Origin of the sequence: Rhodococcus sp. A14 (assembly GCF_011603105.1) — a bacterium.
Lineage (GTDB): Bacteria > Actinomycetota > Actinomycetes > Mycobacteriales > Mycobacteriaceae > Rhodococcus_F > Rhodococcus_F opacus.
Map to the genome: position 1 here is coordinate 92,411 of NZ_JAAOQS010000013.1, position 25,767 is coordinate 118,177.

Below are 25,767 nucleotides of genomic sequence, written 5' to 3' on the forward strand. Positions count from 1 at the left end.
CACCCCGACACCCACTCTCGTTCAGCACTACCCCACAGACAGATTGTCGACATAAACTTCGATCGATCGGAAGACACATGACGGAAGTACAGGGCGGTTTGCACGGTCCCGAGATGCGGCGGGCCATCACGGCCGCCGCGATCGGAAACTTCATCACCTGGTTCGACTTCGCCGCATACGGGTTCCTCGCCGTCCTGCTCGGCAGGATCTTCTTCCCCTCCGAGAACCCGGCGACGAGTCTGCTGGCGACGTTCGCCGCGTTCGGAGTCGCGTTCCTGATGAACCCGATCGGCGGCTTCGTCTTCGGCCGGCTCGGAGACAAGGTCGGCCGCAAGAAGATCCTTGCGACGGGGATCATCCTGATGTCGCTGTCGACGTTCGCGGTCGGCCTGCTGCCGGGATACGCCACCATCGGCCTCGCAGCCCCGGCGCTGCTCGTGACACTGCGGATCATTCAGGGTTTCGCCGCCGGCGGCGAACCCGGCGGTGCGGCGACGTTCCTCGTCGAATCCGCGAAACGCGGCCGGCGGGCGCGCACCGTCAGCTTCTGGCACTGCTCGAGTTACCTCGCCAACGCGGCGGCCTCGGTCCTCATCCTGGGCCTCAACGCCGCACTGAGCGAGGCGGCGATGTTCGAGTGGGGCTGGCGCATCCCCTTCCTCATCGCGGGACCGCTCGGACTGGTCGGGCTCTACATACGCCTGAAGCTGAGCGACACAGCGGAATTCGAACGACTTCAGGCCTCGGGCGAAGTCAGCGAGTCCCCGGTCAAGGACGCCCTCGCGACCAGTCGCCGGCAGATCCTGCAGGTGGTCGGTTGTATTGCACTGCAGGCCGCGGCTTTCTACTTCATCTTCGTCTACATGGAGACGTATCTGCAGTCGGAGGTGGGATTCTCGTTCGGTCTGGCCTCCGCGTCGACGGTCACCTGCCTGTGCTCGGCGGCGGTCGCCATCTTCGTGTTCGCCCGCTTCTCCGACCGCTACGGTCGCAAACCCGTGATCATCCTCGGCGCCGTCTCGAGCACGCTGATCGTCTATCCCGCGTTCATGGTGTTCGCGACGGGGAATGTCCCCGCAATCGTCGTCGCGCACGCCGCGATGGGGATCTGCCTCGCCATGTTCATGTCCGCGTCGGGCGCAGCGATGGTGGAGATCTTCCCGAGTCGTGTTCGGTACGCAGGATTCTCGATCGGATTCAACATCTCGGTCGCAGTCTTCGGCGGCACCGCACCGTACGTGGCGACCTATCTGATCGCCACAACCGGCAGTCCGTTGTCACCGTCGGTCATTCTGATCGTGACGGGCGTGATGGCCATTGTGGCGGCGGCGACGCTGCACGAAACCGCAGGCCGGAAAGTCGATGCGAGGGTGGCGGCGGAGCCGCTCCGCCGCGATCCCATCACCGTCGGCGAATAGCGGCCGAAGAACCCCGGCCGATCCCTTGACACCACCGCGGATCGACCTTAGATTTAAGATCGTTCTCTTGTCGACAATCGGCAATCTGACAATTGTCGAAAGGCCAGAGCAGTTCCCGGAAGTTCACCAGTCGAGGACCCCACAACGGGCATCGACCACCACCACCGAACAAGGACACGACATGACCAAGAAGCTGGGTGGCATCCTCGCCGCCGTCTCCACTCCCTTCGCCCAGGACGGCTCCGTCGACGAGGGCGCACTGCGCAACCACGTCGACTTCCTGATCGAGAACGGACTGCACGGCCTGGTCCCCGGCGGCAGCACCGGAGAGTTCGCAGCTCTCACGCTCGACGAGCGCAAGTTCGTCAACACGGTCGTCATCGACCAGGCCGCCGGCCGCGTGCCCGTCGCACCGCAGACCGGCTCCACCCGCACCGCGGAGGCCGTCGAACTGTCCCGGCACGCGGCCGACGCGGGCGCCGACGCCGTCCTGCTGGTGCAGCCCTTCTACGAGGCCCCCACGCGCCACGAGGTCATCGAGTACTTCGCCACCGTCGGCGAAGCGGCGAACATCCCGGTGATCGCGTACAACCTGCCGGGTGTCACGGGAATGAACCTCGACCGACCGTTCTACCGGGAACTGCTGGAACGCACGGACGCCGTCAAGTACATCAAGGACACGTCCGGATCGATCGAGCAGGCCTTCGACCTCATCTTCAACCTCGGCGACGCCATCGACACCTTCGTCGGCTGGGACACGATCGTGCTGCCCGCCTTCTCCGCCGGCGCCGCCGGTTCCATCTGGGGTGCGCCCAACTTCGCGCCCAAGGAGTGCGTCGCGATCTACGAACTCGCCAAGGCCGGCAAGTACACCGAGGCCCTCGAAATCTTCAAGCGGCTGTGGAACGTCCTCGACTTCCTCGGCAAGGAGGGTTACGCCGTGGCCACCAAGGCCGCCGCGCAGGCCGTCGGCGTGGACCTCGGAGTGCCCCGCGCACCGTACGGTGAGCTGCCCGCGGACAAGAAGGAAGAGCTCACCAAGCTCATCGCCGAGACCGGCCTCACCTACGCCCGCTAGTCACCGCCAAGAAGACCGCGCGCGTTCATCACGGAGTGACCCTTCCCCAACACGTGCGCAGAGGCCGGCAGCAATCACCCCCGCTGCCGGCCTCGCCTCTCGCCGGCAGGCGAAGAGAAGTTCACCCCTGGCAGGGTGGAACCAGGCCACCGCAACGCAGACGAACACACGGAGGAAGATCGTGCGCTGGAGTCGAGTAGTCAACGTAGTGAAGTGTCACGTCGGGGGCGAGATCAACAACGTCGTCACCGGCGGAATCGGCGACGTCCCCGGCGCCACGGTCTTCGACAAGATGAAGCACTTCCGTGAGCACCGCGACGACCTCCGGCAGCTACTGCTCCACGAGCCGCGGGGCTCGGTGACCCAGTGCGTCAACTTCGTCGTCCCGGCGACGGATCCCGAGGCCCAGATGGGCTACGTCATCGCCGAGTCCACGGAGTACCCGGCCATGTCGGGGAGCAACACCATGTGTGTCGTCACCGCACTGCTCGAGACCGGCATGATTCCCATGGTCGAACCGATCACCGACATCGTGCTGGAAGCACCCGCCGGACTCATCCGCATTCGCTGCACCTGCGAGAACGGCAAGGTGACGAGCGTCGAGTTCGAGAACCAGCCCGCGTTCGCCTACGAGGTCGGGGTGCCGCTCGAACTCGACGGCTACGGCACCCTCACCGTCGACGTCGCGTGGGGCGGCATGGCCTACGTCCTCGCCGACGCCGACCAACTCGGATTGAAGCTGCAACCCGACGAGGCACGCGACATCTGCGACCTCGGACAGAAGCTCAAGACCGCCGCCGCCGAGCAGATCCCCGCCGTGCACCCGACCAATCCCGAGTTCGCCGGAATCACCCAGACCGAATTCGTCGGACCGCTCTCCCGCACCGACGGGGTGCTGACCGCCCGGAATGCCGTGGTGGTCTCCCCCGGCCGGCTCGACCGCTCGCCCTGCGGCACCGGCACGTCCGCTCGACTGGCGGTGCTGAAGGCGAAGGGCCTCATCGAGGTCGGGGAGAAGTTCGTGCACGAATCGGTGATCGGCAGTCGCTTCGAGAGCCGGATCGACAGACTGACGAAGGTCGGAACGTACGACGCCGTGGTTCCCCGCGTGAGCGGCCAGGCGTACATCACCGAACTCAGCCAGGTCGGACTCGACCCCGCCGACCCGTTCCCGACCGGCTACACCCTGTCCGACACCTGGCCGACCGGCAACTGACCCGCACGTGAGTGGGAAAGTGTGCCCGGGCACTCTTTGCCACTCACGTGGGGATAAGGGGTTTGACGGCGCGGCCGAGGAACTCGACGAAGCCCAGCAGATCCGGTTCGTCCTCGGTCGGCGCGAAGGCCACCGACGTCGCGCCCAGGCGGGCAAGCCTTCGCACCTCTTCGGCGACGGTGCTCGCGTCACCCGCGACCCCGATTCCCGTGTCGGCCGGCTTCTCCCACCGCGCCAGTTCCGCGTCCACCCGTTGCCGCGCACCCTCGCCGGTGGCGGCGATCTTCGGGACGACCATGCGATGCGACGACGCCCGTTCGTCGCCGATCTCCTCGACGATCAGGTCGCGGGTCCTGCGGATGTCGTCGTCGCCGACCGCGGACGCGAGGAGGTTGCCGTCACCCAGACGCGCCGCCAGCCGGACCGACTTGGGACCTTCGCCGCCCAGCATCAGCGGAACCCGCTCGGTGGGAGGCCAGTCGAGTCTCACACGATCGAGCCGAACGTACCGTCCCTGTGTGCTCACCGACTCGCCGTCCAGCAGTGCCCGGAGCGCCACCGTGTACTCCTCGAGGAGGGTCATCGGTGACGCCGCCCGCGCACCCACCTGCTCCATCCATCCCTGCACACCGTGTCCGATGCCCGCAATCACTCGACCGGGAAACAACCGAGCGAGCGTGGCGATCTCCATCGCGGTGAGCGCGACGTTGCGCAGCGGGACGGGCATCAACCCGACGCCGACGTGGATTCGCTCCGTCCACGCGAGTGCCGCGGCCGCCGAAGCCACGCCGCTCTCCTTGAAACAGTCCTCCCACAACCAGATCTCGTCGAGGCCACTGTCCTCGGCGATCCGCGCGAAGTCCTTCAACCTCTCGGGTTCGATCGTCGGGATGAACGTCACGCCCAGTCGCGGCACCGCAGTCGTCATCGATCCATCATGGAGGATGACGTCCGGCCGTCGCGGGGCATCGCCATCATTCGCGCGGCGGCGCGGTGCTGGATTCGCGCGGCGGCGCGGTGCTGGCGCGGACGACCAGTGACGTCTTCATCAACGATCGCGTGCGGGTGCCGCCACCCAGTCGATCGAGCAGGATCGTCGCGGCCGCGCGGCCCTTCTCGACGATCGGTTGATGAATTGTGCTGAGACCGAGTAGTTCTGCAACGGGTGCGTCGTCGAATCCGATGACGGACATGTCGTCGGGCACGGCGAGTCCGCGCTCACGTAACACCTGCCACGCCGCCACCGCGTGCACGTCGGACGTCGCCACGAGAGCGGTCGGCTGAGCGGCGTCGAGCAGGATCCGGGTGGCCTCGGCACCGGCGGCGCGATCGATGTTGCCCGCCACGACGATCGACAGTTCCTCCACCGGGAGGTGGTGGTCGCGGGCCGCGGCGAAGTAACCGGCAAGCCGCTCCCGCGCGTTGCGTTCGGTCGCCGCTTCGACGTCGTCCGCCGTGACCATCCGGCAGTCGGAATCCTGGCCGAGCTTGTCGACGATGATCCCGATGCGTCGATGGCCCAGGCTCAGGATGTGGTCCATCTGCAGGTAGGCGCCGTGCCGGTCGTCGATGGCCACGAACGGGAGTCCCGCGCTTCGCGGCGAATCGACCACGACGGCCGGGATACCGCGCGCGATGATCGCCTCGACCAGAGGATGACCGTCGGGGACGTTGTGGATGACCACCCCGTCCACGAGCCCACGGAGAACCAGCGAGTTCGGTGGTGAATCCGGGGATCCACCGCGCGAGGCCGGAAACAGGGTGAGGGCGATGTCGGCCGAGTTCCCGATTTCCGCGATGCCCTTCATCAGCAGGGTCACGGACGGATCCTCGAGCGCCTGCACCGGGGAGTCGGGCACGATCACGCCGACCGCGCCGATACGCCCCGACCGCAGACTGCTCCCGGCGATGTTCGGGCCGGCGTAGCCGAGTCCCGCGGCGACGGAATAGATGCGTTCCCGTTGTGTCGCAGAGACCTTCGACGATTTACTGAAGGCGTAGGAGACGGTGGCGACCGATACTCCGGCCGCCCGGGCGACGTCCTTCATCGTGACCAAGTGGTACTCCCTCGTCGGCGATCATCGGCCACACCCGGCCGTTGCGCACCGGAGCGCACAATGGGACCGATCCTAGTCCGCGTCTGGACGCTCTCCACGTTCCCCTCGACATCACCCATTGACAGCGCTCCAGCCGGTGATACGATTCACCACCATAAGTTAATCGTTTCACCATTCCGGTTTCACCATCCATGGGAGCACTCATGACCAAGGCCCTCTACCTCTACGGCGGCTGGCCCGGCCACCATCCGTACGACATCGCCGCATGGGCACGCGAACTGTTTTCCGAGCTGAACTACCAGGTCGAGGAGTCGCAGGACATCTTCACCCTCGATCGCGACCTGACCGGATACGACCTGATCGTGCTCGGCTGGAACAACGCGCTCACCACCGAAGACCTGAGCGATTCGCAGGAGAAGAACCTGCTCGACGCCGTCGCGGCAGGAACCGGGGTCGCGGCGTGGCACGGCGCCGCCGCCGCGTTCCGGGCGAGTCTGAAGTACCACTTCCTCCTCGGCGGCGACTTCGTCGAACATCCTGCGGGAGAGGCTTTCCCACAGCCGTACAAGGTGAGCATCACCGACCGCGAGCACGAGGTGACCGCCGGTGTCGAGGACTTCGCCGTGGCGTCCGAGCAGTACTACATGCACGTCGACCCGAACAACCGGGTACTCGCGGAGACCGAGTTCAGCGGCGAGCACCTGCCCTGGCTGGAGGGACTGCGCAGCCCGGTGGCGTGGGTGCGCCAGTGGGGCGCAGGCCGGGTCTTCTACCACTCGATCGGCCACACGCCGGCCGACCTGTCGGAGCCGAACGTGCGCCGACTGACCAAGCAGGGACTGCGCTACGCCGCCCGCGTAGCGAACTGACACAGCAAGGAGACACGATCATGGCGAAATTGACCGGCGGGCAGGTGGTCGCCCAGGTCCTGAAGCAGTACGGCGTCGAGTACGTCACGGGCATTCCGGGCCACGGCATCTGGTCGCTCACCGATGCATTCCTGGAGAAGGGGTCCGAGATCCCGTTCATCCAGGTCTACCACGAGCAGAGCGCCGCGCACCTCGCGGACGGGTATTACCGGGTGTCCGGTAAGCCGATGGCCGCGGTGGCGTCGATCGGGGCGGGCGCAGCGAACACCGTGCTCGGTCTCGCGACCGCGTACAGCGACTCGACGAGCCTGCTGTGCATCACCGGCGGGCCGCCCACCCACATGCGCGGGCGCGGCCTGCTCCAGGAACTCGAGCGGCACACAGACAACGGCTTTCCGCAGGTCACCGACGCAGTGTCGAAGCGCAGCTGGGTCGCCACCCGCGTGGAGGAACTGCCGTTCATCATGCACCGCGCGTTCAGCACCATGCTGACCGGTCGGCCGGGGCCTGCACACATCGAGGTGCCGATGGACGTGCAGGCCGAGGCCGCCGACGTCTCCCTTCACGACCTCGCACGCCGGCTGCCGGTCGGCCTCCAGCAGCCCGACCCGCTGGCGATCGACAAGGCCGTCGACGTGCTCCGTGACTCACACCGGCCGGTGATCGTCGTCGGCGGCGGCGCCATCACGTCCGACTCGGCCGGCGAAGTGCTCGCCCTCGCCGAGGCGTGGCAGATCCCCGTGGTCACCACGTGGAACGGCAAGGGCGCGTTCCCCGAGGACCACGCGCTGTTCGCCGGCAGCGTCGGCCAGACCGGAACGATCGTGGGCAACGCCGTCGCCTCTCGCGCCGACGTGGTGATCTCCATCGGGTGCCGGTTCACCGACTGGTCCTCCTCCAGCTACGCGCAGGGAGTCACGTTCTCGATTCCGCCCGCCAAGCTCATCCACATCGACATCGATCCGCACGAGATCGGCAAGAACTACCCGGCCGAGGTCGGCATCGTCGCCGACGCCAAGCCGACCGTCGCCGCGATCGTCGCCTCCCTCCCCCGCAGCAGCGCCGACCGGTCCGAATACCTCGCCGAACTCGAACAGTTGAAGGCGGAGTGGGAGGCCAAGCTCGCCGGCCGTCGCGATTCCGACCGCTTCCCGTTCACCTCCCAACGCCCCCTCGGCGGCCTGCGGTCGGTGATGGAACGGGACGGCATCATCGTGGCCGGCTCCGGCAACACCCAGGGCGCCGTGAAGCAGACGTTCCCGGTGTATCACCCGCGCACCCACTTGACGTCCGGCGGATTCTCGTCCATGGGCTGGGCCGTGCCCGCCGCGATCGGCGCCAAGCTCGCCGCCCCCGACCGGCAGGTGGCGTGTGTCGTCGGTGACGGCGACTTCCTCATGACGTCGCAGGAGATCGGTGTCTGCGTGCAGCACGACATTCCGGTGGTCTTCGTGGTCCAGGACAACGCGGGCTTCATGTCCATCCGCGGTGGGCAGCGCAAGCAGACCAGCCGGCACATCGGCACCGAGTTCAATCGCCCCGACGGCACTCCCTACAGCCCCGACTTCAAGGCGCTCGGCCAGTCGTTCGGCCTCGAATCGTTCCGGGTGGACGACCCGGCCGACCTCGAGAGCACCTACCGGAAGGCCTTCGGCTCGAAAGCGCCTGCGCTGATCGAGATCCCGACCGATCGCGATGCAGCGGGACCGTGGGTTCCCGGTTGGTGGGACTTCCCCGTTCCCGCGTACATCGAGGACGAGCGTCAGGACGAGTACTGGGCGACCCGAGCCAAGGAACAGCACCTGTGAGAACGTCGGGACACGATCAGATCGACGCGTATTCACCGCTGCGCGAGGGCGCGGTGGTCGATGTGGGCGGCGACTCCGACAGGGTCACCGCCGATGTCGTGGTCGTCGGATCCGGGATGGGTGGCTCGACGCTGGCGTGGGCGCTCCGCGATCGGGACGTCGACGTCCTGGTCGTCGAGCGCGGGCGATTCCTCCCCCGCGAGGTGGAGAACTCGCAGGCCGCGGAAATGTTCCTCATGGGCCGGTACAAGACCGCGGAACCGTGGTTCGACGGCAGCAACGGTGAGCCGTTCCAGCCCGGCGTGTACTACTGGGTGGGAGGCAACACCAAGTTCTACGGCGGCAGTCTCCCCCGCTTCCGCCTCACGGATTTCGAGGAGACGCAGCACTACGACGGCATCTCACCGAAGTGGCCGTTCAGCTACGCCGATCTCGAACCGTTCTATGCCGAGGCGGAGCGCCTCTACCAGGTGCACGGCATCGACGGCGAGGATCCGACGGAACCACCACGGTCGTCTCCGTACCCGTTGCCACCGTTGCCGCACGAGCCGACGATCGAGCGTTTCGCGTCCTCCCTCCGTCAACAGGGACTGCACCCGTTCCACACACCGAACGGCATGAACCTGACGACGCAGGAGCATCGCAGGCAGTCGACGGCGTCGGACGGCACCCCGTCGCAGACCGATCACAAGAGTGAAGCGGAGAACCGGGCGTTGCGGCCCGCGCTCGAGTCGGACCGGGTGCGCCTGCTCACCGAGGCGAAGGTGACACGGTTGCTCACCGATGCGAAGGGCACGCGAATCGTCGCCGCGGAGGCCGAGTTCCGTGGTCGCACGATCCGGATCACGGCCAACCAGTTCGTGGTCTCGGCAGGGGCGGTCAACACCGCGGCACTGTTGCTCCGCTCGGCCGACGAGTGGAATCCGGACGGCCTCGGCAACTCGTCGGGGCTGCTCGGCCGGAACTACATGGTGCACAACAGCACGTTCTTCATGGGCGTCAACCCCTTCCGCACGAACACGACTGCGTGGCAGAAGACGCTGGGAATCAACGACTGGTACGTCGCGGGCCCGAACAACGAGTATCCGCTCGGCAATCTGCAGATGCTCGGCAAACTGCAGGCCGCGCACGTGAAGGGGGCACGGCCCTGGGCTCCGCTGTGGGCGCTGAAGGCGGTGGTGGATCGCAGCCTCGACATCTACCTCACCACCGAGGATCTGCCGACGCGGAACAACCGGGTCCGGATCGACGGCGACCGGATCATCGTCGACTGGACACCCAACAACACTGCGCCGCACAGTGAACTGGTTCGCCGCGTCTCGACGGCAGTCCGCAAGGCGGGGTATCCGATCATCCTCACCGAGCGGATGGGGATCGCAACGAACTCGCACATGTGCGGAACCGCGGTCGCGGGTACCGATCCGGCGGCGAGTGTCCTCGACCCGCACTGCCGCAGCCACGACGTCGACAACCTGTGGGTCGTGGACGGATCGTTCTTCCCTTCGTCGGCGGCGCTCAACCCCGCGCTGACCATCGCGGCCAACGCGCTGCGCGTGGCACCCCACATCGCTTCTGCCGCAGTGTGATGTGATCCGATCACGGTTCGCCCGGCCTCGTTCCCAGAGGCCGGGCGAACCGTGTGTTCACCTCGAGCCGATCCGCTCCTCGGCGAGCGGAGACTCCTCCCTCTCGCGGGTTTCCCCGGCCGCACTCGCCACCAACCCGGCGAGGACGGCGCCGGCGAGGACGACGTAGAAGGCCTGCAGGAGCCCGAACTGCTCACCGAGCAGCCCGAGGAGCGGCGGCCCGACCAGAAACGCCATGTACCCGAGCGTCGACACCGCGCTGACGCGTCGCGCGGCGCCGGCACCCGAGTCGGCTGCCGCGGACAGTGCGAGCGGAAATCCAAGGGCGACAACGACACCCCACAACGCACAGCCGAGCGCGGCGAGAACCAGGTTCCCCGCCAGGATCACGATCAGGTCCCCCGCCACCGCGAGCGCCGCGGACCAGCGGACGGTCGCAGAGCGGCCGTACCGGTCGACGACGCGCCCGCCGAGTAGGCGGCCCGACGTCATCGCGGCCACGAACACGACGTAGAACGCAGCGCCGGTGGCCGACCCGACTCCGTACCCGTCGACGATTCCCAGTGGAAGCCAATCGTTGGCGCTGCCTTCCGCGAACGCCATGCCCAGCGCGATCAGGCCGAGGAGAACGATCCGGGTGTCCCGCCAGATGGTCAGACCGCCGGACGTGCCGGATCGACGGCGCGTGCGCCCGGCCTCTCGTCCGGTAGCCGGAGGTAGCAGCGCCACGACGCTCACGCTCGTCACGAGGACCACGACGGCCAGCACCCCGAGATGCACCGGCACCGGAACATCGAGCAGTTCGGCGACCGCCCCGAGGCCCGCGCCGGCGAGCGTTCCGAGACTGAACGCACCGCGCAGCGACGGAAGAAAGCTGCGTCCCATGCGCTTCTCGATCGCTGCACCCTCGACGTTGAGGGCCACCTCGCACATGCCGAATCCCGCACCGGTGAAGGCGAGTTCCAGACCGACCAGGGCCGCGATCGCGACACCCGAACCGAGTCACATTGAACAGGCCGAGGCTCGCGACCGTGGCCGCGGCCGTGATGACGTGACGGGCACCGATCCGGGCGACGACGGGACCGGCGAGCAGCAGCCCCGCCATCGATCCGATCGACAGACCGAGAATGATCAGACCCATGTCGCCCGTGCCGACTCCCAGGGACGAGCGAATGGCTGGGGTGCGGGTCACCCAGGACGCATAGGTGATCCCCGTTCCGACGAAGACGACGAAAGTTGCTGCTTTCCAGCCACGCTCACCGCGCTTCAACGGCGGACTCTCGGTAGGAACAGCTGTCTCCTGTTCGTGTCGGGGGATGGTTAATCGTATCACCGGGCAACGACACGAAAGGCGGTCCGGCACCTCGGGAGAGGTACCGGACCGCAGGAATCGGAAGTGCCGGACGACCTACCCGGTCGCGACCTCGTGCCTGCTCGTCTCCGACGCCGGCTTGTGGTAGCGCGGCACCAGGCGCATCAACGCGGGACCGCCGATCGCGATCAGCGCGAGAAGGATGGCTGGCAGAAGCGGCATCCATTCGATACCGAGGTTGTCGACGAGGACGGTGATCGCAGCAGGCCCGACGAGCATGCCCACGTAGCCGATTGCGTTGACCAGACCGATGTTCCGCCCCGCGTTCTCGGGATCGCGTCGCCCGGCCGCCGACAGCATGAGCGGCGCCATGCACGCCAGGCCGAGTCCCAGCAGCACGAAGCCGGTGAGGGCGAGCGGCGCCGAGCCACCCAGCATCGCGAGAAGCGCACCGGCGGCACCGATGACACCGCTCGCACCGACGATGAGTCGAGCGCCGAAGTACTCGGCCAGCTTGTCGCCGAACAACCGGCCGACGAACTGCGCTCCCGAGTAGAGCGTGACAGCCGTCGCTGCCAGGCCCGCCGTGGTGCCGACCGCTCGGCGAACGAATTCCTGACCCCAGTCCAGGACCGCGCCCTCGCTCAACATCGATCCGAGCAGGAGCACACCGAATCCGATCATCACGAGAAGCGTCGCCGTGGTGGCCGAACGCTTCCCCGGGTGCGCGGGGTCGGCGGCGCCCGGAATGTCGTCCTGGTCCGGAGGCAGCAACTCGTCGAGCGAGAGAAGCCATTTGCCGAAGACGACACCGAGTACCGACAGGACCACGCCGATCGAGATGTAGGCGACGGCCGGGCTGTCGGTGAAGTGCCGCGCCAGAGCGCTGCCGACGAGTCCGAGAACGAAGCCACCCGCCGGGTAGGCGGCGTGGAACGCGGACATGATGGGTCGCCCGTAGTACCGCTCGACCTGCACACCGTGGGTGTTGAACGCCGTGTCGAAGGCGCCGCGGAGCAGTCCGATGAGCACGCCGATCACCATCGCTCCGACCAGCCCGTCGAGGAACGCGAGGGGGATGTAACAGAGGGGGTAGACGACCATCGTGGGCATGGCCGTGTTTCTCGGACCGTACCGGTCGATGAAGGGGCCGATGGCGAAGCAGCCGACAGCGGCGCCGATGCCGATCGACAGCGCGAGGAGGCCGAACTGGGAGTCGCCGCCGTCGCCTTCCCATCCGAGGTGACTACGCAACGAGGTGGTGCTCGTCGACCACATCAACATCACGGCGCCGAGCTGGAAGAAGCCGAAGAATGTTGCGATTCGCGCCTTTCGCACGCGTGTATGGTCGAGCACGGGAGCGGTGCCTGCTCCATGTGTTGCCATGATTTCGTCCTTGCGGTAGGTCTCGGACCGCCGCGGGCGCCTACGGGGGTAGGCATCCGTTCAGCGAGTAGCGAGTGCGTGAACTTTCGATCAACGCCGACTGGATGGCCGGAATCTCGAGGAAAACATTACGAAGGTGACGCGCCGCACAACAGGTACAGACCGTGTACCTCCTACGCGCAGACTGCACAGAATGAGAAGCCGGCGCCGACCGTGTCATGGTCGCCCGCTCCGTAATCATGGTCGCCCGATCCGAATCATGGTCGCCCACTCCGTCGAGCCACGATGGACGACCCCTCGAGCAGATCCAGCCCCTTCACCGCGAGCAGCAGGCTCTGGCGAGTGGCGGCGTCGTCCAGGGATTTGCCCAGGATCGCGGCGATGCGGTCGAGCCGGTTGTACAAGGTCCGGCGCTGGATGAAGAGCTTCTCGGCCGCTTCGGTCTTGCGGCCGTCGACGGCGAGGAAGGCGCGCAGTGTCGGCAACAGCGGGGTCGTGGACTGCGCATCCTTCGTGAGCAGTGGGCCGAGTTCGTCCTCGACGAAGCTGGCGAGTTCGGGACCCTGCGCCAACGTCACGAGCAGACGTTCGACGCCGAGGTCGTCGAAATGCAGCATCGGTGAGGCAGGCAGAGAGCGCGACACCGCGGCGGCACTCTTCGCCTGCGTGACCGCGACCTGCAGCATCGATGCGGGCACCGCGCGGCTCATGCCGCCACCGTGCTCCATATTCCCGAGCAGGCCCGTGAGCTCGGCGCGGGTTCGACCGGACTCCGCCGCCACGGCCACGACGTAGTCGCCCATGTCGGCGCTGATCGCACCCGTGTCGATCTGACGGCCTGCGCGCGGACCGGACGACTCGTCGCGGGCGTCCTTGTTCGCGATGACGACGACGATCTGTCCCGACCCCAGCTGATATCCGAGTCTTCCTGCCTGGTCGACGAATTCGGCCCCGGAGAGATCCCCGATCAGCAGTCGCGTGATCAATGCCGTGCTCCGCTGATCGTCCCTCGCTTCCCGGCTGCGGTCGGTCAGCAACGAGATCGCGACGGCCGCGGCGGCACGCTCGGTCGCGAAGGCTGCGGTGGCCCGTTCGGTCGCGGGCCGGTCGGTGAAGACGTGAATCCAGCCCCACGGCTGACCGCGCATCAGGACCGGCCTGCGGACGCATCCGCTGTCGTCGCTGTGGAGGCCCCGCGCGTGCCGGTCCCAGCCCTCGATGCCGGCTTCCTCGTCGAATTCGCCGACGTACGCCATCACGCGATGCGCGATGTTCTCGAGCACCACCGTGCCGTCGGTGAGTTCGGCCAGCGTCTGCACGATCGAGAGGTAATCGGCGCCGTCCAGGAGGAGGTTCGAGAAAGTGGACTCGACTTCCCGTTCGTGGGTGAGCGCCTGCAGGCGCTTGCCGGTCAGGATCTCGTGTACCTGCGACGAGACGCCGGCGAACGACACCTCGCGGGCGAGGGCGATGATCGGCAGGCCGCAGGCTTGCCCTTCGGCGACTACTGCATCCGGTACGCGGTCGAACATCCGTCCCGACTCCTCGATGACGAGCGCCGCGGCCCCGGCATGAGCGGCTGCGCGCACGAACGCCTGTTGAAGGGCGCCCGTGCTGCCCATTCCGAGCCCGGCGGTCAGGAGTAATTCTCCACCCCGGAGGAAGCGGGCGATATCCGAGATCTCCGAGGAATGCACCCAGCGCACCTCACGGTCGAGGCTGCCCGATCCGGTCAGGACACGGGCTCCCGCGTCTTTCAGGAGATCGATGTCGAGAGCGTCAGCGACGGTGAAAACCATGCTCAATGGTACACAGAACGTGCATGAACCGACGCAAATAGTTCCCACAATGCAACTGTCGGAAACACGTGTGGCACCGCGATGCTGAGTGACAACAGATCCAGCCCTCGCTCATCCGAAGGAAGCATCCCATGTCATTCGTCCTTAAGGCCGCCGTCGGTGAACCAGCGCAGCGGGCGAGCAACCCCGCCGTGGTCGACACCGTCGCCGCCGTCATCGCCGACGTCCGCGCGAACGGCGACGACGCCGTCCGGAAGTACTCCGAGAAGTTCGACGGCTGGTCCCCCGAATCGTTCCGGCTGGGCGAGGACCGGGTGGCGGAGATCGTGAAGTCCGTTCCCGAGACCGTCCTCGACGATCTGCGATTCGCGCAGCGCCAGATTCGCGACTTCGCCCAGGCGCAGCGGGACTCCATCCAGGACCTCGAGGTCGAGACCCTCCCGGGTGTGTTCCTCGGGCACCGCAACGTCCCGATCGACGCGGCTGCCGCCTACGTACCCGGCGGGCGCTACCCGCTGACCGCGTCCGCGCACATGACGGTCCTCACCGCGAAGGTCGCGGGCGTCGAACGCGTCGCCGCGACGACGCCTCCGAATGCCGGGGAGCCGCCGCAGATCAGTGTCGCGGCGATGCACCTCGCCGGCGCCGACGAGATCTTCGTCCTCGGCGGCGTGCAGGCCGTCGCCGCACTCGCGCTGGGCACCGAGACCATCGACCCGGTGTCCATCCTCACCGGCCCCGGCAACGCCTACGTGGCCGAGGCGAAGCGCCAGCTGTTCGGGGAGGTCGGGATCGACCTCTTCGCCGGACCGACCGAAACGCTCATCGTCGCCGATCACCTGGCCGACCCGTTCACCATCGCCGTTGATCTGCTGAGCCAGGCCGAGCACGGCCCGGATTCGCCGTGCGTGCTGATCACCACGTCGGAGTCCGTGGGACGAGCGGTGATCGATCATATCGACGCCCTGCTCCCCGGCTTGGTCACCAACGCCATCGCCGGCCCCGCGTGGCGTGATCACGGCCAGATCCACGTGGTGGACACCCTCGACGAGGCGTACCGGCTCGCCGACGTCTTCGCGTCGGAGCACGTCCAGATCCTCACCGAGGACCCCCGTCAGGCCCTGACCTCCATGCGGAACTACGGCGCCCTGTTCCTCGGCGAAGGAACGTGTGTTCCCTACGGCGACAAGCTGATCGGCACCAACCACGTCCTCCCGACGCTCGGTGCGGCCCGCTACACGGGCGGTCTGTGGGTGGGCAAGTTCCTCAAGACGCTCACCTATCAGGAGGTGCGCGACCTCGGCAGCAGCGCGAAGCTCGGCGAGGTGTGCGGCCGCCTGTCGCGTCTGGAGAAGTTCGAGGGACACGCCCGCTCCGGCGACCTTCGCGCCGCCAAGTTCGGCAACGCCCCGCTCCCGTGGGGCGACCTCCCGACCCGGGTGACGTCCGAACGATGACCCGCATCGAACACGACCTCCTCGGCGACCGCGAGGTCCCCGACGACGCCTACTACGGCATCCACACGCTGCGGGCGACGGAGAACTTCCCGATCACCGGCATTCCGCTGGCCAGCCATCCCGACCTCGTGTCGGCGCTGGCGTCCGTCAAGCAGGCGGCGGCGCAGACCAATGCCGGCCTCGGCCTGCTGCCGCGGCGCGAAGCGGACGCCATCGTGGCGGCCTGCGACGAGATCCGGGCCGGCGCGCTGCGCGACCAGTTCGTCGTGGACGTCATCCAGGGCGGCGCCGGCACGTCGACGAACATGAACGCGAACGAGGTGGTGGCCAACCGGGCCCTGGAATTGCTCGGCCACCGGCGCGGCCGCTACGAGTATCTCCATCCGCTCGAGCATGTGAACATGAGCCAGAGCACGAACGACGTCTACCCCACCGCGATCAAGGCCGGCCTGCAAACCGCCCTGACCAGGCTGCGGGCGGCCATGCAGGACTTGGCTGCGGCATTCGCGGTGAAGTCGACGGAGTTCTCCGACGTCCTCAAGGTCGGCCGCACCCAGTTGCAGGATGCGGTTCCGATGACCCTGGGCCAGGAGATCGCGACGTTCGCTCTCATGATCGACGAGGATTCTCAGCGACTCGGGGAGGCGGCAACGCTCATCTCCGAGATCAATCTGGGCGGAACGGCGATCGGGACCGGCCTCAACGCGCACCACGAGTACGCGTGGCGCGTGCGCGAGCACCTTGCCGCGATCACCGGGATCGAGGTGACGACGGCGTCCGACCTGATCGAAGCCACGCAGGACGTCGGGGCGTTCGTCCAGCTGTCCGGGGTCCTCAAGCGCACCGCGGTGAAGCTGTCCAAGATCTGCAACGACCTCCGGCTCCTGTCGTCGGGGCCGCGCGCCGGCTTCGGTGAGATCACGTTGCCGCCCGTGCAGGCGGGGTCGTCGATCATGCCGGGGAAGGTGAACCCGGTGATCCCGGAGGTCGTGAACCAGATCGCCTTCCGGGTCGTCGGCAACGACCTGACCGTGACGATGGCGGCCGAGGGCGGGCAGCTTCAGCTCAATGCCTTCGAGCCGGTCATCGCGCACAGCCTGTTCGAGACGATCGAATTGCTCACTCGCGGATGCACCGTCCTGCGGGAGCGCTGCGTGGTCGGCATCGGCGCGAACATCGACCACCTGAAGAACATGGTGGACGCGTCCATCGGCGTCGTCACCGCCCTCAACCCGCACATCGGGTACACCGCGGCCACCGCGATCGCCGCCGACGCTCTCGCGACCGGGCGCACCGTCGCCGCGCTCGTGCTCGAACGGGGTCTGCTCAGCCGCGAGCAACTCGACGACGTGCTGCGGCCGGAGAACCTCACTCGACCGCTCGTGCCCTGACGGCGGCGAGCAGCTCATCCCCCGCCGGGATGAGCTGCTCGGGTGGGGTTGACATCCACCACACTGCCGCTAACCTTTAGTTATACGTATAACCTTTTCACCGACTGCCGGTTCGCGTCGACCCGCCCGGCAGAACGTTGACACCACTCTCTACGACCGAGGAGCAGGACCCATGAGTGACGCATCCGTGGGGGAGCCCACAGGCCCGAGCAAACACAGCTACGACGTCGTCATCGTCGGCAGCGGAATGGGCGGCGGAACGCTCGCTTACGCGCTCGCGGACTCGGGAGTCGATGTGCTTCTGATCGAGCGCGGCGACTTCCTGCCGCAGGAAAAGCAGAACTGGGACCCCCGGGAAGTTTTCGAGGGACACCGGTACGCGAACGCCGAGCAGTGGTACGACACCGAGGGCAGGCCGTTCAGTCCGGGCACGTACTACTACGTCGGCGGGAACACCAAGCTGTACGGCTCGTCGCTCGTCCGGTTCCGTCGTGAAGACTTCCAGTCGACGCAACACGAGGACGGCAAATCTCCCGAGTGGCCCTTCTCGTACGACGACTTCGCGCCGTATTACGCACGGGCAGAACAGGTGTACCGGGTCCACGGCGATCACACCGACGACCCCACGCTCCCCCGTGACGAACCCTTCCCCTACCCGGCGATCGGACACGAGCCACCGGTGCAGGAGGCGGCCGACGCACTGCGGCGTCTCGGGTACACGCCGTCGAACATCCCACTGGGCATCGATCTGCGGGACGGCGGCGGATGTATCCGCTGTCAGACCTGCGACGGGTTCCCCTGCCGGGTGCTGGCGAAGTCGGACGCGGATGTGCGATGCGTCCGGCCGGCCGTCGCGTCCGGCTCGGTGGAACTGCTGACCAACGCGTACGCCGAGCGCGTCCTCACCGACGAGACCGGCAAACAGGCCACCGGCGTACGACTCCGGCACCGCGGCACCGAAGTCGTCGTCGACGCACGCACCGTGGTGGTGTCCTGTGGCGCCGTCAACTCCGCGGCGCTGCTGCTACGGTCGGCGAACGCCGCACACCCGGACGGTCTCGCCAACTCCTCCGGCATGGTCGGACGAAACTACATGGTGCACAACAACTCCATCATGGTCGGCATCAACCCGCTGAAGAAGAACACTTCCGAGTTCCAGAAGACGTTGTACATCAACGATTTCTACACTCACGGCACCGCGGACCACCCCTATCCGCTGGGACACGTGCAACTCATCGGCAAGTTGCAGGGCGAGATGATCAAGGGCCAGCGGCCGCTGATCCCCAAGTGGGCGCTGAGCCAGGCCACCGCGCGCAGCATGGATTGGTGGCTGTTCACCGAGGATCTGCCGGATCCCGACAACCGCGTCACCCTCACCGACGACGGCAACATCCAGATCGCATGGACCCCCAACAACACTCGCGCCCACGAGGTACTCGTCCGCGAGGTGCGGAAGATCCTCCGGAAGATCGGCTACCCGTTCGTCTTCAGCCAGGGCACCGGCATCGAGGTCAACTCCCACCAAGCCGGCACCGTGCGGGCCGGAACCGACCCCGCGACCTCCGTGCTCGACGCCGACTGCCGCGCCCACGACATCGACAACCTGTACGTCGTCGACTCGTCCTTCTTCCCCTCCCTGCCCGTGATGAACCCTGCCCTGTCCATCGCGGCCAACGCCTTCCGCGTCGCCGAGAGCATCGCCGACCGAATCGGCAAGACCCGTTCCCACGACACCCCGGCCCAGTCCGCGTCCCTGTGACGCTTCGCCCCCACCACACCCAGAAAGCCTCTTCGATGACAACACAGAAACTCACCGGCGGACAGATGGTCGTCGACTTCCTCATCCGCGAGGGAGTCGAGAAGGTCTTCGCGATCCCCGGACACGGCAACACCGCCCTCCTCGACGCGTTCGTCGACCGAGCCGACGAGATCGAACTGGTGCCGGCCATGCACGAACAGGGCGCCGCTCACATGGCCGACGGCTACTACCGGGCCTCCGGCAAGATCGCCGCGATCTGTACCTCCATCGGACCGGGCGCGACCAACACCCTCACCGGACTCGCGACGGCCTTCGCCGACTCGATGCCGATGCTCCTGATCACCGGTGCCGTGCACACCTACATGGAGAACCGCGGGGTGCTCCAGGAGATCGACCGCCCGCACGGCAACAACTTTCCCCGCATGGTGGAACCGGTGGTCAAGCGCTGGTGGCAGCCCAGCCGCCTCGAACAGCTTCCGGTGGCGCTCGCTCAGGCGTTCAACACCATGCACGAGGGCAGGCGCGGACCCGTGCTCGTCGACATCCCGCAGGACCTGCAGGCCGAGTACGGCGACTACACCCCCGACACCGGTGCCCGCCGTCCCGCCACCCGCGCAACCGGTGACCCGGCCGTGATCGCCGAGGCCGCACGCCTGCTGGCCGGTGCGAAACGTCCCGTCATCGTGGCCGGCGGCGGCGTCATCCACGCCGAGGCCGCCGCCGAGTTGATGGCCGTCGCCGAGCACCTCGGCGCACCGGTGACGCACTCGTTCCAGGGCAAGGGCGCGTTCCCCGCCGACCACGACCTCTACGCGTGGCCGTGCGGCGACATGGGTTCGATTCCCGGCAACGGCGTGACCCGCACAGCCGACGTGATCCTCGCCGTCGGCTGCCGGTTCAGCGACCGCATCACGTCGTCGTACCGTCCCGGCGTCACGTTCGACATCCCGAACACCAAGCTCGTGCAGATCGACATCGACGGTTTCGAGATCGGCCGCAACTACCCGGTCGAGGTCGGCGTCGTCGGCGACGCGAAAACGTCCCTCGCCGCGCTGCGCGACGTGCTCGCCGATCTCGGGCCTGCCCTCGACTACCGCAACACCGACTACTTCGCCGAACTGCAGGATCTCAAGGCGCAGTGGGAAGAGCACCTGCGGCCGATGCGGACCACCGACTACCTGCCGATGACCAACTCGCGGGCGATGGTCGAGATCCGCAAGGCCCTTCCGCGCGAGGGCATTCTGGTCACCGATTCGTCCAACCCGGCGAACCAGGCGTTCAACGAGTTCCCGATCTACGGCCCGAAGACCAACATCGTGGCCGGCGGCTTCTCCGGCATCGGATTCGGTGTGCCCGCCGCGATCGGTGCGCAGATCGGCGCCCCGGACACCCCGGTCCTGGCGATGGTCGGCGACGGCAGCTTCCTCCAGACCGGCACCGAGATCGCGACCGCCGCGATGCTCGGAGTGCCGCTGGTGATCGTCGTGCTCAACAACGGCGGCTGGGAGGCGATCAAGGACCTCCAGATCAGCCTGTTCGGTGAAGAACGCGAAATCATCTCCGGGTGGAAGAACCTCGACGGGACACCGTATTTCGCCGACATCACCCGGTTCGCTCAGTCACTCGGCTGCAGCGCCGAGCGCGTCGAGGACCCGGAGAAGCTGGCCGACGCGATCGAGCGCGCCTTCGCGACACCGGGCCCGGTGATCATCGAGGCGATGAGCGCCCACGAGCTGCCGTGGACGGAAATGCACCCGACCGGCTGGTGGGACATCACCGTTCCCGCCTACCACGGCGAGGTCCGCGACGACTACGTCGCGCAACGCGGATTCTGATCGGAGACCGGCATGGGACAGATCACACTCGGCCTGAACCTGGAGTTCGCCCGATTCGAGAACGGGTCGTTCGACTGGGCCATGGACCAGGCCGCGGAGATCGGCTACAAGTACGTCGAGCCGATGGTCTACTGGGGCCGCGAGTTGCTGAGCACGGCCGGGTACTTCCACACCCGGTCGATGCTCGACGACCCGCTCATCATGCGGGACGCCGCCGAATCACGCGGGCTTACCATCTCCTCGCTGTCCAGTCATGCACCGCTGGCCAAGCCGGACGTGAGCGTCGACTATCTGAAGCAGTCGATCCGCTACGCGGCCGAGGTCGGGTCCCCGATGATCATGGTCGACGACGGGCCGCTGCCGACGTGGACCACCGAGGCGGAGAACTACACGCTGATGCGGTACACGCTGCAGGAGGCGGCGAAGGTGGCCGAACCGCGCGGCATCAAGATCGCTATCGAGACGCACGGCGAGTACACCGCGACCCCCGAGCGGCTCGCGAAGATCATGACGCTGATCGACAGCCCGGCACTGACGATCAACCTCGACACCGGCAACAGCTACCTCAGTGAGAACGACCCGCACGAGTGGCTCGAGCAGATCGTCGGCGGCGTCACACACCTGCACGCCAAGGACATCGGCATCGAAGACGCGAAGAGGCTGCGCGGCAAGGTCCGGGGCATGCTCGGCTGCGCCTGCGGCGACGGCGTCATCGACTGGGAACGCATCGTCACCACACTGCACAAGGCCGACCACGACGTCGTCCTGTCGGTCGAGTGCGGTGGCCTCGACGCCGCGAAGAAGAGCTACACCTACCTCACAGATCTGATCACCCGCATCCAGGGCAGCTGACAACGGCGTCGCCGGTCCTGCAGGTGATCTCGCGACACCCTGGGTCCTGAACCGACATTCGAGTCCCCGGTGCGTCGTGTCCACCGTGCCGCCCGACACCCCGTGTGTCGGGCGGCACGCTTCACCCCTACCAGTAACCGGGAAGAGCTTGTCATGAATACTCCTGCCCGCACCGAGGCACGTCATCGCGTGGTGATCATCGGTTCCGGATTCGGCGGCCTGTTCGCCGCGAAGGCGTTACGCCGGGCCGACGTCGACGTGGTGATCGTCGACCGCACCAGCCACCACCTGTTCCAGCCGCTGCTGTACCAGGTGGCGACGGGCATCCTGTCCGAGGGAGAGATCGCACCGTCGACCCGGATGGTGTTGAAGAATCAGTCGAACGCCTCGGTGATACTGGGGGACGTCACCGACATCGACCTGGCGACGCGCAGGATTACGTCGACCCACCAGGGCAAAACGACCACCACCGGGTACGACAGTCTGATCGTCTCGGCCGGAGCCCGGCAGTCGTACTTCGGTAACGACCACTTCGCCGAACACGCCCCCGGAATGAAGTCCATCGACGACGCACTCGAACTCCGTGGCCGGATCCTGGGCGCGTTCGAACGTGCCGAACTGTCCACCGATGCCGAGGAGCGGGCGCGCCTCCTTACGTTCGTGGTGGTCGGCGCCGGACCCACCGGGGTGGAAATGGCCGGTCAGATCGCGGAACTGGCCCACCGCACGCTCGTCGGCGCGTACCGGAACTTCGACACCCGCGACGCCCGGATCGTCCTGCTCGACGCCGCGTCCGCGGTGCTGCCGCCGTTCGGCGACCGGCTCGGGTCCACCGCGGCCGAACGCCTCGAGAGGATCGGGGTCGAGGTGCGACTCGGCGCGACGGTCACCGACGTCGACGCAGACGGGGTGACGATCAAGGACGGGCGAGGCGAGACCGTCCGCATCGAATCCGCGTGCAAGGTGTGGTCGGCGGGCGTGGAAGCCAGCCCACTGGCCAGGCAGCTTGCCGAGCAGTCGGGGGCCGAACTCGACCGGGCCGGGCGGATCGCCGTCCGCGAGGACCTGACGGTGCCGGGACACCGCGAGGCGTTCGTGATCGGCGACATGATGGCGCGCGACCGCCTTCCCGGGGTGGCGCAGGTCGCGATCCAGGGTGGCCGCTACGCGGCGCGGCAAATCGCAGCCGATGCCGGCAGGCGCGCGACGTCACCCGACCGCGTTCCGTTCCGATACCGGGACAAGGGGTCGATGGCGACGATCTCGAGGTTCAACGCGGTCGTGAAGGTCGGGGGCATCGAACTCGCAGGATTTCTGGCGTGGATCCTGTGGCTGGCCGTCCACGTCGTCTACGTCGTCGGGTTCCGGAGCCGGCTGTCCACGCTCATGTCGTGGACGTGGACGTTCCTCGGGTCGTGGCGGGGACAGATGACGGTCACCGACCAACAGGTGGTGGCACGCAACGTCATGGGCACACTCGTTCTCCTCGACTCGGGTGAGGACGACGATGACGCTGTTGTCGCCAGAGCGAGCTGACACCCGGGAGACACGCGCGGTCCGGCCGATAGGCTGGGCTCGGTAACCGTGCGACGGAGAGGATCGGCATTCGTGACCACGATGCACGACGTCGCCCGAGCGGCAGGCGTGTCGCAGGCCGCGGTCTCGTACGCGTACAACCAGCCCCACAAGCTGTCGGCAGCCCGGCGCGCCCACATCTTCCAGGTGGCCGCGGAACTCGGGTACGCCGGCCCCAACCCCGCGGGCCGCAATCTCCGCACCGGACAGGTCGGTGCGCTGGGGCTGATGATCACCGACTCGCTGCGCTACGCATTCGACGATCCGGCCACCTCGCAGTTGCTGAAGGGCATATCGGAGGTCGGTGAACTCGCCGAGGTCGCGCTGACGCTGCTGCCCTGCCCACTCGAGTCGACCCGGGTGGCCGAGGGATCCGGCGTGCTCGTGCGGGGCGCGGTGGACGGATTCCTCGCGTATGCGATGCCGGACGGCCACCCCGGAATGCAGACGGCGATGAGCCGCCGGCTGCCGATAGTCGTGATCGACGGCCCCAATCCTGGCGGACTGCCGCGCGTCGGGATCCGGGATCGGCAGGCCGCCAAGGAAATCGCGGAGCACGTTCTGTCGCTCGGGCACCGGCGTATCGGGTTTCTCGTCGACCGGCTCGTCCCCGACGGCAAGGGCGGGCCCGTCGACGCCGCCCGCATCCGGGCCGCACGCGACCACGTGATGAAGGAACGCCTCGCCGGATACGCCTCCGCCTGCCGGAAACACACGGTGCCGTGGTCGTCCGCCGTGGTCGTCGAAGCAGGCGGGTTCGACTACGAACTGTCCCGCACCGCCGTCGAGACGCTACTCGATGCCGGTCCCGTGACCGCCGTGATCGCAGCCTCCGACCTGCTGGCCCTCGCGGCCATCGACGTCGCACAGGAACGTGGACTCCGGGTGCCGCAGGATCTGTCGGTGGTCGGTTTCGACGACATCCCCGCGGCCCGGGCCGCCGGACTCACGACGGTCCGGCAACCGCTCGTCGAGAAGGGCCGCGAGGCCGCGCAACTGCTGCTCGACATCATCGGCGGCGGAGCTGGACGGGAAATCACACTCCCCACCGAGCTCGTCGTCCGCGAGAGCTCCGGACCCGTTCCCGCGGAGCAGTGAGTTACCCTACTTCGCCTCGCAGTTCGGGATTGCCGTCGACGATGGAGTAGAGCGCCTCGGTTATCGCCTTCACCCGCGCGAGTCGCGTCAACTCCCGCGGTACCACCAGCCAGTAGGTGCGGTGCGCAATAAAGTCGTCGCGGAGAACCGGCACGAGATCCTCGTCCAGCGCCCCGATGTAGCTCGGCAGCGGCGCGATCCCGACTCCATGCTTCACGGCCTGGTAGTGGCCCGCGATGTTGTTGGTCTGGATCTGGGCTTGGAAATCCGGAATCAGCGAGTCGAGGATACGCAGCGGTTCGACATCCAGGAATGCATCCACGTACCAGATGAGCGTGTGGTGCCGGAGATCCTCGAGCGACGTGATGGGGTCGTGTTGGTCCAGGTAGCCCCGTGACGCGTACAGACGGAGGTCGTACTCGGCCAGTTTGCGGACCACGACGGACCGCGGCGACGGACGCTCGAGGGTGACCGCGATGTCGAAGTCGCGCCCGGTCAGCAGGTCGTGGGTGGTCGACGTGACGAGTTCGGTGAACAGATCGGGGTGCTCGGACCGCAGAGCGGCCAACCCTGGCACCAGCACGAACGACCCGAAGCCGTCGGGAGTGATGATGCGGACGGTGCCCGTCAGCCCGCCCAGGGACGACGTTTCGTCGAGAGCGGCGAGCACCGCGGATTCCACCGCCTCCGCGTGGGGAACCAGTCGCCGGCCCGCTTCGGTGAGCTGCCACCCCGACACGCCACGATCGAAAAGTCTCGTGCCCGTGTCTTTCTCGAGTCGAGTGATTCTCCGCGAGACGGTCGTGTGATCGACACCGAGCCGCTTCGCCGCATCGGCGAGGCGGCCGGTTCTCGACAACTCCAGGAGATAACGCATGTTGTCTGCGGTGAACATCGCCCTCATCCCTGTGCAAAAGTGCAGTCCGAAGTGCCATTTTACTCGTTGACGCAGGCATTGTTGCCCAGCAGACTCGTGGGCACCCCACCTTTCCCAGGAGTGAACCCCATGGCCGTTATCTCGCATTGGCTCAACAACAAGTCCTACCCCGGAACGCGTGTCGATACCGCCCCGGTCACCAATCCGGCGACCGGTGCCGTCACCGGTCAGGTCGCCCTCGCCAGCGTCGAGGACGCCCGCGCCGTCATCGACGCCGCCGCCGCCGCGTTCCCCGCCTGGCGCGACACCTCCCTCGCCAAGCGCACCCAGGTGATCTTCAACTTCCGGGAACTGCTCAACGCCCGCAAAGGCGAGTTGGCCGAGATCATCACCG

At 67.1% G+C, this 25,767-nt stretch carries 19 protein-coding genes and 1 pseudogene; 14 read left to right on the forward strand and 6 right to left on the reverse strand.

Annotation, left to right across the window (positions count from 1 at the left end; all coding sequences use genetic code 11):
• Positions 1-77 precede the first annotated feature (77 nt).
• The 3 genes from G9373_RS10335 to G9373_RS10345 all read left to right on the forward strand — a co-directional run bounded on the left by G9373_RS10335 (position 78) and on the right by G9373_RS10345 (position 3,712).
• A complete protein-coding gene (locus G9373_RS10335; protein ID WP_167115034.1) occupies positions 78-1,418 on the forward strand; it encodes an MFS transporter in 1,341 nt (446 codons plus the stop codon).
• 181 nt (positions 1,419-1,599) lie between these two features.
• Entirely contained in the window at positions 1,600-2,496 is an 897-nt protein-coding gene (locus G9373_RS10340; protein ID WP_133986048.1) for a dihydrodipicolinate synthase family protein, read from the forward strand.
• A 181-nt stretch (positions 2,497-2,677) separates the two neighbouring features.
• Positions 2,678-3,712, forward strand: coding sequence for a proline racemase family protein (locus tag G9373_RS10345; RefSeq protein WP_054246083.1), 1,035 nt, complete (start codon positions 2,678-2,680; stop codon positions 3,710-3,712).
• Between the two features lie 43 nt (positions 3,713-3,755).
• Here G9373_RS10345 and G9373_RS10350 read toward each other — a convergent pair whose 3' ends face one another.
• A complete protein-coding gene (locus G9373_RS10350; RefSeq protein WP_054246082.1) occupies positions 3,756-4,640 on the reverse strand; it encodes an LLM class flavin-dependent oxidoreductase in 885 nt (294 codons plus the stop codon).
• A 46-nt stretch (positions 4,641-4,686) separates the two neighbouring features.
• Positions 4,687-5,769 (reverse strand): LacI family DNA-binding transcriptional regulator, encoded by a 1,083-nt coding sequence (locus G9373_RS10355; RefSeq protein WP_005573895.1) that lies wholly within the window; start codon positions 5,767-5,769, stop codon positions 4,687-4,689.
• A gap of 203 nt (positions 5,770-5,972) precedes the next feature.
• Here G9373_RS10355 and G9373_RS10360 point away from each other — a divergent pair, with 203 nt between their 5' ends.
• Genes G9373_RS10360 through G9373_RS10370 form a run of 3 tightly spaced genes read left to right on the forward strand, consistent with a single transcriptional unit; the run spans position 5,973 to position 10,032 of the window.
• Entirely contained in the window at positions 5,973-6,638 is a 666-nt protein-coding gene (locus tag G9373_RS10360; RefSeq protein WP_054246080.1) for a ThuA domain-containing protein, read from the forward strand.
• A 20-nt stretch (positions 6,639-6,658) separates the two neighbouring features.
• Positions 6,659-8,446 carry a thiamine pyrophosphate-binding protein gene (locus G9373_RS10365; protein WP_167115037.1) on the forward strand — a complete coding sequence of 596 codons (1,788 nt, stop codon included), beginning with the start codon at positions 6,659-6,661 and terminating at the stop codon, positions 8,444-8,446.
• The gene (locus G9373_RS10370) at positions 8,443-10,032 is read left to right on the forward strand and encodes a GMC family oxidoreductase (protein WP_167115040.1); all 1,590 of its coding nucleotides are present in this window, start codon (positions 8,443-8,445) and stop codon (positions 10,030-10,032) included. Before G9373_RS10365 ends, G9373_RS10370 begins: the two co-directional genes overlap by 4 nt.
• A 57-nt stretch (positions 10,033-10,089) precedes the next feature.
• Here the strand turns inward: G9373_RS10370 and G9373_RS10375 are convergent, their stop codons facing one another.
• From G9373_RS10375 to G9373_RS10385, 3 genes and pseudogenes are all read right to left on the reverse strand, one after another.
• On the reverse strand, positions 10,090-10,965 hold the full coding sequence (locus G9373_RS10375) for an MFS transporter (RefSeq protein ID WP_240960451.1): 876 nt from the start codon (positions 10,963-10,965) through the stop codon (positions 10,090-10,092).
• A gap of 475 nt (positions 10,966-11,440) precedes the next feature.
• Positions 11,441-12,757, reverse strand: a pseudogene (locus G9373_RS10380) (MFS transporter); the annotation flags it as partial.
• A gap of 230 nt (positions 12,758-12,987) precedes the next feature.
• On the reverse strand, positions 12,988-14,529 hold the full coding sequence (locus G9373_RS10385; RefSeq protein WP_167115046.1) for a PucR family transcriptional regulator: 1,542 nt from the start codon (positions 14,527-14,529) through the stop codon (positions 12,988-12,990).
• A gap of 131 nt (positions 14,530-14,660) precedes the next feature.
• Here G9373_RS10385 and hisD point away from each other — a divergent pair, with 131 nt between their 5' ends.
• The 7 genes from hisD to G9373_RS10420 all read left to right on the forward strand — a co-directional run bounded on the left by hisD (position 14,661) and on the right by G9373_RS10420 (position 24,496).
• Positions 14,661-15,986, forward strand: coding sequence for a histidinol dehydrogenase (gene hisD / locus G9373_RS10390; protein WP_005566516.1), 1,326 nt, complete (start codon positions 14,661-14,663; stop codon positions 15,984-15,986).
• Positions 15,983-17,377 carry an aspartate ammonia-lyase gene (aspA, locus tag G9373_RS10395; protein WP_005566517.1) on the forward strand — a complete coding sequence of 465 codons (1,395 nt, stop codon included), beginning with the start codon at positions 15,983-15,985 and terminating at the stop codon, positions 17,375-17,377. Before hisD ends, aspA begins: the two co-directional genes overlap by 4 nt.
• A 172-nt stretch (positions 17,378-17,549) precedes the next feature.
• Positions 17,550-19,136, forward strand: a complete 1,587-nt coding sequence (locus tag G9373_RS10400; protein ID WP_005566518.1) for a GMC family oxidoreductase — start codon at positions 17,550-17,552, stop codon at positions 19,134-19,136.
• Between the two features lie 35 nt (positions 19,137-19,171).
• Positions 19,172-20,971, forward strand: a complete 1,800-nt coding sequence (locus tag G9373_RS10405) for a thiamine pyrophosphate-binding protein (RefSeq protein ID WP_005566519.1) — start codon at positions 19,172-19,174, stop codon at positions 20,969-20,971.
• A gap of 12 nt (positions 20,972-20,983) precedes the next feature.
• Complete coding sequence (locus G9373_RS10410; RefSeq protein ID WP_005566520.1) at positions 20,984-21,823, forward strand: sugar phosphate isomerase/epimerase; 840 nt, start codon at positions 20,984-20,986, stop codon at positions 21,821-21,823.
• Between the two features lie 153 nt (positions 21,824-21,976).
• Positions 21,977-23,359 (forward strand): NAD(P)/FAD-dependent oxidoreductase, encoded by a 1,383-nt coding sequence (locus G9373_RS10415; RefSeq protein ID WP_043789792.1) that lies wholly within the window; start codon positions 21,977-21,979, stop codon positions 23,357-23,359.
• A 72-nt stretch (positions 23,360-23,431) separates the two neighbouring features.
• Positions 23,432-24,496, forward strand: coding sequence for a LacI family DNA-binding transcriptional regulator (locus tag G9373_RS10420; protein WP_167115049.1), 1,065 nt, complete (start codon positions 23,432-23,434; stop codon positions 24,494-24,496).
• A 1-nt stretch (position 24,497) separates the two neighbouring features.
• Here the strand turns inward: G9373_RS10420 and G9373_RS10425 are convergent, their stop codons facing one another.
• Positions 24,498-25,391 carry a LysR family transcriptional regulator gene (locus tag G9373_RS10425; RefSeq protein ID WP_054246074.1) on the reverse strand — a complete coding sequence of 298 codons (894 nt, stop codon included), beginning with the start codon at positions 25,389-25,391 and terminating at the stop codon, positions 24,498-24,500.
• A gap of 111 nt (positions 25,392-25,502) precedes the next feature.
• On the opposite strand from G9373_RS10425, the gene G9373_RS10430 reads away from it, so the two are divergent.
• Positions 25,503-25,767: aldehyde dehydrogenase family protein (locus tag G9373_RS10430; RefSeq protein WP_167115052.1), on the forward strand; the 265-nt coding region annotated here is incomplete at its 3' end.